General features: G+C 47.1%; 9 protein-coding genes and 2 tRNA genes. 7 read left to right on the forward strand and 4 right to left on the reverse strand.

Annotation, left to right across the window (positions count from 1 at the left end):
• Positions 1-14 precede the first annotated feature (14 nt).
• Positions 15-1,100, reverse strand: a complete 1,086-nt coding sequence (locus EHO60_RS15965; protein ID WP_246028350.1) for an SMP-30/gluconolactonase/LRE family protein — start codon at positions 1,098-1,100, stop codon at positions 15-17.
• 161 nt (positions 1,101-1,261) lie between these two features.
• Here EHO60_RS15965 and EHO60_RS15970 point away from each other — a divergent pair, with 161 nt between their 5' ends.
• The 4 genes from EHO60_RS15970 to EHO60_RS15985 all read left to right on the forward strand — a co-directional run bounded on the left by EHO60_RS15970 (position 1,262) and on the right by EHO60_RS15985 (position 3,449).
• Positions 1,262-1,894: a Crp/Fnr family transcriptional regulator gene (locus EHO60_RS15970; RefSeq protein WP_135769249.1), complete on the forward strand. Its 633-nt coding sequence runs from the start codon at positions 1,262-1,264 to the stop codon at positions 1,892-1,894.
• A 3-nt stretch (positions 1,895-1,897) separates the two neighbouring features.
• Positions 1,898-3,100, forward strand: a complete 1,203-nt coding sequence (locus EHO60_RS15975) for an acyltransferase family protein (RefSeq protein WP_135769204.1) — start codon at positions 1,898-1,900, stop codon at positions 3,098-3,100.
• Between the two features lie 66 nt (positions 3,101-3,166).
• A tRNA-Ile gene (locus EHO60_RS15980) sits at positions 3,167-3,240 on the forward strand.
• A gap of 136 nt (positions 3,241-3,376) precedes the next feature.
• Positions 3,377-3,449: transfer RNA gene (locus EHO60_RS15985), tRNA-Ala, on the forward strand.
• Positions 3,450-3,473: 24 nt separating this feature from the next.
• Here EHO60_RS15985 and EHO60_RS15990 read toward each other — a convergent pair.
• Positions 3,474-5,249, reverse strand: a complete 1,776-nt coding sequence (locus tag EHO60_RS15990; RefSeq protein WP_135769205.1) for a hypothetical protein — start codon at positions 5,247-5,249, stop codon at positions 3,474-3,476.
• Here EHO60_RS15990 and EHO60_RS15995 point away from each other — a divergent pair.
• The gene (locus EHO60_RS15995; RefSeq protein WP_135769206.1) at positions 5,248-6,510 is read left to right on the forward strand and encodes a PQQ-dependent sugar dehydrogenase; all 1,263 of its coding nucleotides are present in this window, start codon (positions 5,248-5,250) and stop codon (positions 6,508-6,510) included. The genes EHO60_RS15990 and EHO60_RS15995 overlap by 2 nt on opposite strands.
• Positions 6,511-6,552: 42 nt before the next feature.
• On the opposite strand, the gene EHO60_RS16000 is transcribed toward EHO60_RS15995, so the two are convergent.
• The gene (locus EHO60_RS16000; protein WP_135769207.1) at positions 6,553-8,211 is read right to left on the reverse strand and encodes a hypothetical protein; all 1,659 of its coding nucleotides are present in this window, start codon (positions 8,209-8,211) and stop codon (positions 6,553-6,555) included.
• A 118-nt stretch (positions 8,212-8,329) separates the two neighbouring features.
• Here EHO60_RS16000 and EHO60_RS16005 point away from each other — a divergent pair, with 118 nt between their 5' ends.
• Both EHO60_RS16005 and EHO60_RS16010 read left to right on the forward strand, forming a co-directional pair.
• On the forward strand, positions 8,330-10,606 hold the full coding sequence (locus tag EHO60_RS16005) for an NAD(P)-binding domain-containing protein (protein ID WP_135769208.1): 2,277 nt from the start codon (positions 8,330-8,332) through the stop codon (positions 10,604-10,606).
• Between the two features lie 89 nt (positions 10,607-10,695).
• The gene (locus EHO60_RS16010; RefSeq protein ID WP_135769209.1) at positions 10,696-11,157 is read left to right on the forward strand and encodes a TfoX/Sxy family protein; all 462 of its coding nucleotides are present in this window, start codon (positions 10,696-10,698) and stop codon (positions 11,155-11,157) included.
• 22 nt (positions 11,158-11,179) lie between these two features.
• Here the strand turns inward: EHO60_RS16010 and EHO60_RS16015 are convergent, their stop codons facing one another.
• A complete protein-coding gene (locus EHO60_RS16015; RefSeq protein WP_246028351.1) occupies positions 11,180-12,625 on the reverse strand; it encodes an AraC family transcriptional regulator in 1,446 nt (481 codons plus the stop codon).
• Positions 12,626-13,258: the final 633 nt, after the last annotated feature.

The following is a 13,258-nucleotide window of genomic DNA, read 5'->3' on the forward strand; positions in this document are numbered from 1 at the left end:
TTTTCCTACTTTCTTTATTTTCTGAATTCCGGAGGGAGTTCGAATTTTCCGATCCGGTCGTTATGAAGACTTCCCAAATATACGTAATTTCCCTTGCGCTTCACCGAAGTGATCTCCTTCAAGTGTTCTCCGGTAGGATCCTGAAAGCTGGCTAAGGCACGGCCCTCCTCGTCCAGAAGCACCGCGAGACCGTAAGGTTTGGGTTTCGGCCATAAAAATTTCGGAAGTTTTGCCACCAGAATTTTCGCCCAAGGCCTGGGGTGAAGAAGATGATCCATGGTCGGATTTCGTACCGTAAACATAGCCAGGTAGAAAGTCCCGTTGCCGTCGGAAGAGATATTGTCCGGAAACCCGGGAAGATTTTCGACCCACACGTCGCTAGTCCCAGCCTTAGGACCCTTTAACCAATATCGATGAATTCTATATTTGTACGTCTCGTTCAGAACGACGAAGTCTTCGTTTTTCGACAGCGCGACTCCGTTCGCAAAGAAAATATCCTTCATCAGTACCGTAGTCTTTTTGGTACGAGGATCGTATTTTAGCAATCTTCCCCTAGGAACACCTTCCATCAGATCGTAAAGATATTCGGGGGCGGTATATTTATAACTCGCGTCGGAAAAATACACGGTCCCGTCTTTTGCCACATCCAGATCGTCGGTGAATTTAAAAGGAACTCCTTCCGCTTCGGTGGAGAGGACTTGCACGTCTCCTTTAGGACCGATTTTTAAAAGGCCCTTCATTGCATCGGCCACGTAAAGCGTCCCGTCGGAAATTAGTTTCATCCCCAAAGGTCTTCCGCCCGTAGCTGCATACGCTTTCATATCTCCTTCTTTCGATATGAAATATACTTTTCCGTCTTCGCTGGCTGAGTAGAGATTGCCGAAATCGTCAGGTTCTATATCTTCAGGACCGTGAATCCTGCCCAAAGCGATCAATTCGGCGGATCTTAAGAGTCTATTCTCGGAATATACCCCGCTCATTTCCGGCTCGGGAGGAGGATAATAGGCCACAGGTTCAATCCGAGAGGGTTTGATCAGAATCCCCGCCGTTAAAATGATCAGTACTGTCGCGAGGAGTAGGAGGATTTTTTTCGCGTTCACGATTCCCTCCTTAAGGGAAACGAGGGAGAAACTAACTTGAAAGGAAGTCCAGTCAACGGAAATTTCCGATATCATTGCGCGAGCTTTACAATTATTGATTGCGGCTCCCAACCAATTTTAGATACGCTACACAAGGCATAAGAGTTATGCCTTTCGATAAGATGAAGATTTCGGAAGAAATGGTCAATAAACACGGAGTCCGATTTAAGGAATCCTCTATTATCTTCGATGAGAACGAACCCGCCGATCAAATGTATCTGATCCTAACGGGTAAGGTCGGGATTCACAAGAAGGTAAAGGAAGCATTCAAGTTATTAATCGAACTCAAAGAAGGTGATATGTTCGGCGAGATGGCTTTAGTCGACAAGAAGCCACGGAGCGCCCGTGCGATCGCAAAAACCGACGTTCTGCTCTTTGCGATTACGGAATCTGTTTTTTATAATATGATTCAGACGAATCCTTCCTTCTCGCTTAAGATGGTCAAAATGCTTTCTTCCCGCCTGCGGGAAACGAATCAGACCATCGCTAGTCTTCTGAAGGCGGACCGTAAAAACTTGGTCACTTCCGCTTTGATCGCCTTTAGTCAAACAAGAGGAGAACAGGACGGCGGAATCTACAAGATTCATCTCGGCGCCTTCATCAAGTGGGCCATTCTTAGAGTCGGCCTGGAACACCAAGATCTGGTTTCATCCATAAACCTTCTAGTAAAGGACAAATTGGTGGAACAACCTAAAAACGATCCAAGTTCTCTGATCATCCGGGAAGGTCTGTTTAAGTACACGGTGGACGTTTAATCCTTGGCGTTATCGGTGGCAAAACCCCGTAGCGCTAAAAGATTGGATTATTTAGATAATCTTAGATCGTTCGCTCTTTTACTCGGATTAGCGTTTCACGTCGCAATCGTTTATGCAGCGGATATAAAATACCCTTTGAGAAACGTAGACCGTTCCTGGACGTTCGACGTATTCGGAGAATGGGTACATCTATTTCGGATGCCTCTGTTCTTTTTTCTCTCGGGATATTTCAGCGAAAGAACTTTCCGGTCCAAGGGAATGGCGAATTTCGTACGACTCAGAGGATTTCGGATCTTAATTCCGTTAGTCAGCGGAATCATCCTATTCGCTCCCGCACAATATTACGTGGCCGCAGTATCGAACGGTTACGAGCACAATTATTTCGTCTTTTTCTGGAACGAATTCCTTCTAAAATCGCCGAAGCCGTCCCACCTATGGTTCCTACAATATCTGGTCCTTTACACGTTCCTGTATGTGGCCATCCGTCCGGTATTGAATCGATTGGGCAACTTCTTCTTACCGGAAAGTCGCTACGGAAACTTTTCGACAGGTTCCATACAGGTAAAACGAGCGGAAATCCTATTATTTCTGGGATTTTGGAGCACATTTTGGACCTGTCTAATAAATTACTTTTTCCTAAAGGACCAGACGTTTTTCACGATTGAACCGGTGCAATTCGTGTACGATATCAGCTTCTTTGCCGCAGGAAGTTTCTTTATCGGTAAAGAATCCACGATCATAGACGGAGTTTCGAGCAAGATCGAATTGGGAATTTTAGGGATTTTAGCCTTAGCATTATTCTGGTGCTTCTACTGGATCAAAAGCATAGATCCATTTTGGTCCTACTTCGGCTACACGGGAGATTGGAGAAGAGTTCTTCACATTTTTCTGAAATGTCTGGGTGGATGGGCATGGATCGCTTTCTTTATACGGTTCTTCCAGTTTTTCATCAGCGATCGAACCGAAGTCTCTGAATACCTTCGCAATTCCAGCCTGCCAGTATATCTCATTCATCATCCGATTTCCCTCGGAATCGGATTCGGCATCGTCCAAGAAACTTGGCCGATCTGGGCAAAGTTCCCTCTTCATCTTTTGCTCACGTATCTTCTTACGTTCGGGATTTATCATCTGCTGATTCGTAATTCTTTTTTTTTGAACGCCATCCTCGGAAACGCAAAAGCCAAACCCGCTCCTGCAGAATCCTAAAAAACGAGTTCCTCTCGCCAAAAATCCCTTGCCATCCGATCCTAAAACAAAATCATGTCCTTTACCGGGCCTGTAGCTCAGTTGGTTAGAGCACACGCTTGATAAGCGTGGGGTCATGTGTTCAAGTCACATCAGGCCCAGGGGTTAAGACCAGTGGATAGCGGTTGGAGTCCTTCCCTCCGAAGATCCTTAACCCCGCAGAGCCGAGGAATCCGGTTGGAAGAGAATTCTCCGATTCGGTTCCTTTGAAACTATCCACAAAACCTTGGTATACAAGGGGCGTTAGCTCAGCTGGGAGAGCATCTGATTTGCATTCAGAAGGTCATCGGTTCGATCCCGATACGCTCCAATCCTCCCCTTAGAACCCAAATTTCTAGTTCCGCTTAGAGGATTCGTTCGCTCTCCCTGTGAATTCTTTCCAAAGGAGAATCTCGGATTGTTTCCTTTTCAAAAACTTTTGACTTGCGGATCCGGCGTTTTTATCGATACCGAAAATACGATGTTTCCCGCATTCGAATATCCTCTCCGGTTTTCCGAAATGATCCCTTACGGAATCCTCGCCGATTCCGTCGAGAAGCACAAACGAGTACGGAATTCCCGTCTCATACCAACGAAACGTACTTTGCCAAACCGTCACGGTCAGATCCGATTCGTACGGATCCGAGACGAGTTTCTCGCGACTTAAGTTCCGAATCTGGGCCGACCTCCAAAATCCCGCGATTCCCCTCTTCCATCCTTCTTGTGCCGAGATCTCGTCCAGGCATACCAACCATTCCGGGCGATATTCGAATGAAATCCCTCTACTGAATACGATATTCGTGCAAAAACAAAACGAGGAGAGGACGATCAGAGAAAAGATTGCCGAGGAAATTTTTCGAAGAGAGAGAATCCCTAGGAGTGACACCGCAAGACAGGAGGAAGAGATTCCGCCGAAATATCGATCCACGGGTTCTCCCGGCTGGATCAACCCTTGAGCACAACCCCAAACGATCAGACAAAGGGGAACCAAGATACAGGAACCGAGGAGGAGTACGGAAACGGAAATTTCAGGATCGCGGGTACCGACGGCGATTCCTTTTTTTCTCCGCAAAACCGAGGCGAAAGCCAAACCCGCAAATATCAAAACGAAAAACGGAAGCTCCCGTTCGAACAAAACGAGAAAGGTGTCCACTATGCCGCGAACGAGCCCGACAGGATCTTGCAGAAGTCGAGCCTGCGCCTTTCCGGAGAAATAATGGAAAGGAAAGAAAATCGATTTATTTTTTTCTAATGCTTTTAACGTAAACCAAGAAAGAGCCAAACCGACACCGACCGGAATCTGGGATACGATCGCTCGCGCCGCTTTTCCCGGAAAGGAATCGTTTTTGTCTCTCGGTATCCCGTATATAAAATATAGATTTTCCGCGATCAACGGAAGAAAATACGTCGGAACGAACAACGGATCCGAGACCGCTCCCGAAAAACAGGAGAGTAAAACCGAAAAGGACCTTGCCAAGCTAGGAGAATTCCGGTTCCAAAAGAAAATTCCCCAGGCCCAAGGAAGAAAGGACCAGATCCCTCCATGAAAGGCAGGTAGGAAAAAAAACAACTCTCTACCGGACAAAAGCAGAAATGCCGCGAATAAGAAACCGAAAGACAGGATTTTTTCCGTAGAACGAGGCGAACCTCCGATCGACAGTACGGAAAAAAGCAAACGCCAACCGAAAAGAAGAAAGGCCCATTGGCAGACAGCGTAAGCCAATTGGGCGGATTGCACGGGAAAAAACCCAGCCCAAGAGGAAAGCGTCCTCAAGAATAGATATAGAACCAGATCCGGAAAAAGATAAGGAGCCGGAGTCCAAGTCCAATCCTGCAAACCGGACCAAAATCCTCGGCTCTCGAGTTCAGAATAAACGCTCGAAAAAAAAAGGGAATCCGAGTTATAAAAAACCTCGGCCGTTTCGGAGCGACCGCCTACCGTCCCGAGAAGGAATAAAAAGGAAAGCAGAGAAAGAAGGAATCGGACTACGGAAACACTTCTTTCCCGAACGTTTTGAGAGAGATCCTTCACAAAAAGGAAGGTTCTCTCACCGATTCCCGAACGCAACTCGAATCTTCGTTTGTAAAAAAAGGTGGATCTTCCTTTTCCCGTAAGGATGATTCGTCGCATGAAATATTCTCGTTTTGGAATTTCCGGGTTGCTTCTCCTCTTCGCTTCATTTTCCCTCTTTACGTCCTGCGACGAAGTTCGCCGGATTCTCGTGGCAAAAATCGGAGACTCCTCAAAATATTCCGCCGAAGGAAAGGAATCCGGATTTAAACCGGTCTTTACCCAAAAGGACGAACATCGCAAAAAGATCGGAATTTCCTTAACGACCGTGGGAGAAGGTTTCGATCAGCCGACGGATTTACTCGCAATCTCGAACCCCGAAATCTTCATCGTGTTAGAAAAGACCGGTTCGATCAAATGGTTGGATCCCAAAGACGGAAGTTCCGGATTGATCGCTAAAATCCCGAACGTACTTACGGATTCCGAGGAAGGGCTGCTCGGGATCGCGTTACATCCCGCTTTTCCGGAAAAACCGAAAGTATATTTAAATTATGTAATTAAGAAAAATGGAAAAGATACCAGTAGAGTTTCCGAATGGACCATGGATTTTCCCAAGGATCCTAAAAAATCGAAACTAAAGGAAGAACGGACCATTTTGGAAGTCGAACAGCCTTACGGAAACCACAACGCAGGACAACTCGCGTTCGGCCGGGACGGGAAATTGTACATAGGCTGGGGAGACGGAGGCTGGATGGCGGATCCGAAGGGGAACGGACAAAATCCCAAAACCTTCTTAGGGTCCATGCTGAGGATTGATGTCGATTCCAAGGATCCGGGTAAAGAGTATTCGGTGCCGAAGGATAATCCTTTCGTTGGAAACGAAAATTACCGACCGGAAACCTTCGCATACGGCTTAAGAAATCCATGGAGGTATTCCTTCGATCCTTCCGATCGATTGGTCCTAGCCGATGTCGGCCAGGATCTCTATGAGGAAGTGGATATCATAGAAGCCGGAAAAAATTACGGGTGGAATAAAACGGAAGCCTCGCATTGTTTCGAACCGAAAGAGAATTGCGATCGGAACGGATTGACCGATCCGATCTACGAATACGGTAGGGAAGACGGCAGTTCTATCACGGGAGGTTTCGTAGTCACGAACGATCGGATCGGTGATCTTCACGGGCTGTACGTTTTCGGAGATTTTGTCTCCGGAAGGATCTGGGCGATCCCCCTTCCAAAAAACGGGGAAAGAGTGAAAGAGGCATATTCTTTGGGAAAATGGCCTGTGCTCATATCAACGTTCGGTCGGGACGCGAGAGGCTCCCTCTATCTTGCTGATTTCGGATCCGGAAAGATCTTAAGGATAGACCCGGAAAAATAACCTTGGCCTCGTCCCTCGAAGCCGATCAGACTCGGAGAACTTTCACTTGGAACGGGATCCTTTCCAGATCCCGATCTTATTCCGATTCGAAGAGATCAATGCTTTGGATTTTTCCCCATCGGGATCGGAAAGATCGTAAATCTTCCAACTCCCGCAGTCGGCGACCGGCTTAGCGTCACGGAAAACGGACTTCAACGCGGTTTCATCGATTCCTTCCATAACTGCAAACGTGTATGGTACGTCGGATAGAAACCACGCAAACGTATTCTGCCAATAAAAGAGATTGAGATCCGGCAGATAATCATCGATGACCGCTTCCGACCGGGAAAAAACACGCATCGGGCGGCTGATCCAAAAATTAGAAATTCCGCGCCGGTACCCCTTCTCCGTGATGAGACGATCTATACATTGCATTCGTTCCGGATAATAAACCGGATTGCTATTCTTGGAAAATGCGACCGTAACGAGTAAGGCGGTTCCGAAACAGAGAAACGCAAAGAGTCCGAGGCGGAACTTGCGTTCGAATTCCATCGAACCGAGCAGCCAAAAACCGCAGCCGAGTACCGCGACAGTTATCTGTCCGAAATAGCGATCGATGGGATTTCCGTTCTCCATTACGTGACCGTTGATGGCGGCAAGAAGCACAAGGAAGAGAGGGGACAAAAAACCGAGAGAGGCAAAAAGGAGTACCGGAACACGGGAAGTTTTTTCCGGGACTCCTGTCGGAAATCGGATGCGATTCCGAAAAAGAGAAACGACAAAAACGAAGGCGACAATCGAGATCTCCGTACGGTTCGATCCGAACAGACCGCCCGATGCGACCGTAAAATCGTTCCACCAGACTTTCGGATTCCCGAATAGAACGGACCATCCCACCTTACCGGAAGCATACGATCCCGGGAATAGAATTATTTTATTTTTATCTAATATATTTAGTAAGATTTTAGCGAGGATCAAACCTGTCGCCGTCGGCAGAAAGGAGAACCAAAATTTCCTAAGTCTTTGTAATCCGCGGTTTTTGAATAGAAATTCGTATGTTTCGGTGATCGTCAAAGGGATCACGAATACGGGTACGAAAAAAAGGTCGCTCAAAGAAAGCAGAAAGACGGCGAGAATCGTTCCGTAAAAATACGTTCTTTCTCCCGTCTTTTTCCAGGAAAAATGACAGGCCCAGACCCAGGAAAGGGAAGCCCACGTTCCTCCGTGATAGCCGGGAAGGAACAGGAACAGCTTTTCTCCTAAGAATAGAAAAGACGCCCCTAGCAAATATCCGAAGGATAAAAACACGAATTCGAATCCGTTCCGGTTCGGTTCCTTCCGCAAAACGCGAAATAAAACCGGAATTCCCGCCAACAGAAACGTCCATTGGAGGAACGCGTAAGAGAGATGAGTCGCTTCCCAAGCGGCACCAGGAAACGGCAAAAATAAAGTTCGCAACGCAAAATAGGCGGCAAGGTCCGGAAAAAAATACGGAGACGGGGTCCAGCACCAATCTCCGATCGGGTAAAATCCGAGCGAACCTCCTTTCAAAAAAAGTTCCGAATAGAGAATGGGAAAGAACAAAGAGTCGGAATTATAAAAATCGTCCGCTAAAGAAGGAGTTCCGCCTACGCTTACCAAAGCCGTACAGAAGATAGCGGCGGAAACGACCGTTAAAAACTTAGGAATCGAGAACCTTCGTAAAAACACCGACCAGAACAAAGAAAAACCCCGCTTATAAAAGGAACAATTCCTCTACTAGAAACCAAGGCGAGATTGAAAAAGACTGGACCGAAGTTGTCGAGTCCTTTTATGAATTGCTATCCGACCGGGAATTCCTATGAAACTCATTCTTCCGTTTACGCCGGAGTATTTTCGCTGGTTACGCAACGAAGCGCCCGAAGGAGGCGTAGAAACCTATCCTGAAATCGGAGAGAACTACGAAAGTTCCGTCCGAGGAATATACGTCATCGGAGATTTGACCGGACTTCCTCTATTAAAATATGCGGTGGACAGCGGAACAAAATGCGTATCCCTGCTTCCCCGAAGCGTGGCGGAAAAAACCGACGGGGAAATTTACGATCTGATCATCGTAGGGGCAGGCCCGGCGGGCGTTTCCGCGGGAATAGAAGCCAAAAAGAGAGGGATGAAATTCCTCATCTTGGAAGGGAACCAGGCCTTTCATACTGTCTCCAGTTATCCCAAAGGGAAACCCATCTTTGCAGAGCCTTCGGACCTGCAAATTTCCTCTCCTTTACAGATCCGGAACGGAACCAAGGAATCCCTCCTTGAGGATCTCAGAATTCGTTTAACGGAAGAAAACCTACCCCTACGGGAGAATGTTCTCGTATCGGAAATTCTTCCTTCCTCTTTTCCTAAATCTAGGTTCGCGGTCAGAACACAAGAGGGAGAAACGTTCGAATGCCTGCACCTCATCCTAGCGATCGGAAAATCGGGGGACAGCAGGAGATTAAAAGTAAAAGGAGAGGACCTCCCGAACGTGTTTCATCGCCTGATCGATCCCGCGGATTTCCAAGGACAAAAGGTACTCGTAGTAGGCGGAGGAGATTCCGCGATAGAAGCGTCGCTGGCGTTGGAAGAAAGCGCGGAATCCGTCACTCTCTCCTATCGATCCGCAGAACTCTCACGTCCGAAGGAAGAGAACAAACGCAGATTTTTAGATCGAACGTCGAAAGGAAGGATCCGGTTTTTTCCCGAAACTTCCGTGTTCGAAATCGGGACGGGAAACGTTGTTCTTCGATCGGAGGCTCAAGAAAAAAGGATTCCTGTAGATTCTACTTTAGTACTGATCGGATCGGAACCGCCCGCCTCGTTTTTGAAAAGAATAGGCGTTGCCCTCCAAAATTTCAAATCGAAACGAGCCTGGATGGGTTTCCTTACCTCTCTTTCCTTTGCGGCTGCCGTTTACTTCGGAAAGTCCGCATTTTACGGGATCGATTGGTATTCCTGGGTGGCAGCGGCGGGTTTGATCGGTTTCGGAGCTTTCGGCATCGTGTGGTACACGATGCGAGACCGGTCGCCTATCGTTCGGGGTTGGTCTTTGTTCCGAACTTTCTATTTGTCCGCAGCGGCGATTTACTTCTGTTCCACATACGTTTTAGCCAAGTATTTCGGTACGCTCCTGATAGGAAAAGCTCCGGGATTTCATTATACTTTCCTTTATTCCTTAACGATCGTCGTTTTCGGAATTCGGAGAATGAAGGTTCGCCCTACGAAGTACATTCGACGACAAACCTGGACGTTGATTTTGGTCCAAGTGTTTCCCCTTTTCCTACTCCCCGAAATCATTCTCCCGCTCTTGGGAAGCTGGGGGCTTTTGGGAGCACCCGACGGGTTCCTTCTCACACAAGTATTTCCAGGCGGGGCTTATTGGAAAGCTTACGGTTTGGTATTGGCCTGGCCTCTGAATATGGGAGTTCTGTACGACGGAGGGATCACCGCTTTTTGGCTCGTTTATGGAATTGCTCTCACGTTCGTATTAATCCCGTATCTCGTTTTCCGCTTCGGCAAAGGAGCCTACTGCGGTTGGATCTGTTCCTGCGGCGGTTTGGCGGAGACGTTAGGGGACGAATCCAGAACGAAGATGTCCCACGGTTTTTGGGCTTATCGTTTGGAACATTCCGGTCAATGGATCCTGCTTGCAGCCGGGATTCTCACCGCAGCCAAACTCCTGGGAAGCTATTCGCTCTACTTCCAATTTTTAGCCCAAACCGCGGATCCAATCAAAAGACTCTACGACGTTTTCGTCGATATAGGTTTGGCGGGAGTATTGGGTTTAGGAGCGTATTTCTTTCTTTCCGGTCGGGTTTGGTGCAGGATGTTCTGCCCTTTGGCGGCTCTCATGCACGTATACGCGAGATTTAGTCGATTCCGGATCTTCGCGGAGAAAAAGAAATGCATCTCCTGCAATGTATGTACGAAAGTTTGCCACCAAGGAATCGACGTGATGAATTATGCAAACCGAGGAAGACCGATGGATAGCGTGCAATGCGTGCGCTGCTCCGCCTGTGTGACCCACTGTCCGACGGGAGTTTTGTCCTTCGGAGAAATTCGAAACGGAACAGAGGTTCGAGAAACTCTAAAGGCGACTCTCTAAAGTTTCGGACTTTCCGAAAATCCGGTTTTCCTAATGCGAAAACGTTTTCTTGTCGCCAGCGGATAGACCGATCTCATAAATTCATTTCCATGAGTTCGTTTTTAGAATACGCCCAAGATCGCCTGAAAGTCTGCGGACCGGTCACATACAAAAATATGTTCGGAGGAACCGCGATCTATTCCGGAAATCGAATTTTCGGAATGGTCATCAACGATCTTTTGTATTTCAAAGTAGGCCCGGGCAACCAAGCCGAATACGAGGCGGCCGGAATGGCTCCGTTCAGTTACGAAGGAAAGAACGGTAAAAAGGTTAGTATGTCCTACTGGCAAGTCCCCGAAGAGGTCATAGAGGACGACGAAGATCTACGTTTCTGGTTCCAAAGAGCGTTAAGAGAATCCGTCCAAGTAGGTTCCCAGCAAGGAAAAAAACCTTCGGCTTCCGCCAAAAAAGCCGCTCCCAAGAAAAAGGTTTCCCGTAAGGCGGCGCCTAAAAAGAAAACCGTCGCGAAGAAAAAGGCAGCACCTAAAAAGAAAGCCGCTAAGAAGCGTTAAGAAAGACTCGCTCTTACCATCGTCAGGCGGGGATTTCCCGATTTCTGGATTTTTCCCTGCCGATGATCGCTTCCTTACGGAAAGCGTTCGGATTCGTATTCGTAGCTTTTTTGAATTCCAAATGAAAAGCCGATTTGGAACTGTAACCTGCCTTGATTCGAACCTCATTCGTCGACATTCTAGGGTCCTCCACCAACAACCGCTTCGCTTCCTGGATCCTGTACGAATTGATCAAATTCGGAAACGTGGTCTTGAATTCCAGGCGAACGATCTCGGACAATTGGTGACTTCCTATCCCTAATTCCTTGGCCAAATGTTCTTCCTTCAATGAATGCTTAAGGTAGATTTTTTCCGCTTCTAGAAGTTCCTTCAATTTGGCCACAGTCTGATTGATATCGATCGAACCGATCTTGCTTTTCCGAATCAGAGATTTACCCGTTGCGGGAAGCCAGAGCTTTTCGGAGACGATCCTGAATAAGGAATAGGTCGTCACCAAGATATGTACAGGATACAGAAAGATGAAGGAAAAGACGATGAACCAGCGGTAATGACTGTAATCGAAATGGTAACTCGCCTTCACAAAAAACGACAGGATGAATACGACCCAAGAAAGAAAATAAAGTCTTACATAGCGATTCGGTTTTTTGACCAACTCCGCGTGTACTTTATAAAAATAGAAGGAAAGGATACCGAAGCCGCCGGCCAAAAGGAAGAATCTCTCTTCCGCTAGATCTTGGAAAAGCGGGATCAAAAGGAAAAGACAACTGAACAACCAGCCGAAAACGAAAATTCGGACAGACCGAACCGGAACTTCGAACAATCTCGCGAGATAGAAAAGATAGAGGAAGGCGGTCACCAGGAACAGGGTCAAAAACAGATAATAGGAATAGAAGCCGATCTTATTTTCCCATCCGAGCCAGGAATGTATGGACCTCACATGCAGGAAATAGAATCCGAAGAAGAGTATGACGATGTTCCCGGCGAATGAGAGAAAGACCCCGGTGCGAAATTTATTCCAATAATGGATATTCAATCCCAGTGCGAGCAGGGTTACCAGAAGGCCTCCCAGGAAGAGGGCCCGCTTCATAAGAATCCATTCTATAAAAGTTTGCTCGTCCAAAAGTGACAGGGGGAAATTGACGTACGTAAGTTCCTCGTACGCATCCAAATGAATGTAAAAAACCGTTCGTGATTTTGCCGGGAAGCGTACCCGGAAATTCGGTCGCGGGGCCACGATCTCGTTGTACAACAATCCCGAGTGATCCGTAATCTCCAGACTATGAAATCCTTCCTCGGAAACGTAACAGAGCTCCGCTTTAGGAACATTGATGGAAGAAAATACCAGTCTTCTATCCAAGGAAATGCCGGAATCGTTCCGGACCGTAAGTCGCAACCAGACTCCGTTGGAGGTCCTGCGGACCCTAAGAACGTCCTGGATCGGATTGAGATACCATTCCAGTCCTTCCATTCCTTTCAGATTTTCCGGACTACAGGACGTAAACTTACGATCCCGATGACGATACTCGACTTGAGAGCTGACGTTCCGATTTTGGGTCGATTCGTTGATATGAACCGTAGAATCAGTCTGCGCCCGGAGAGGGGAAACCGAGAAAAAGAGACAGAGGATTCCGAGAATATTCCTATACGATCCGATTGGTAAACGCCGCTTCTGCATGATACTTAAAAAATTACTTCTAAACGAACTATGATCACCGCTTTATCGTTTTCCATCTAGTTTTTCACCGGGATCAATAAAATTAAACGAATTCATTTCGGTTAGCAGAAAATAAAATTCGGAACAAAACAAAAGTTCAGCCTCTCGAAAGGTTTTGCGTCCAAGAACGAAATTCCCATAAAAACGGGAATCTGTCCAGAATTTGGAACTTTGGACGATCCAGCGCAAATCGAATGTTTCTCTCGAAAGTCCAATTTTCGGAATTCGGAACATCTTTGTCCTTTCGATCCGATCGACGCCTCCCGAAAACCGAACCTCACACCTCGAATCGAAAGCGCATTCGATCTCGCAAAAAGAAAACAATTCCGAAAATATATTCCAAATTCCATTTTTAGGAATTCCATTTTTCAGAATTTAGATCGATTT

Source organism: Leptospira fletcheri (assembly GCF_004769195.1).
In the GTDB taxonomy this organism is placed as follows: Bacteria; Spirochaetota; Leptospiria; order Leptospirales; family Leptospiraceae; genus Leptospira_B; species Leptospira_B fletcheri.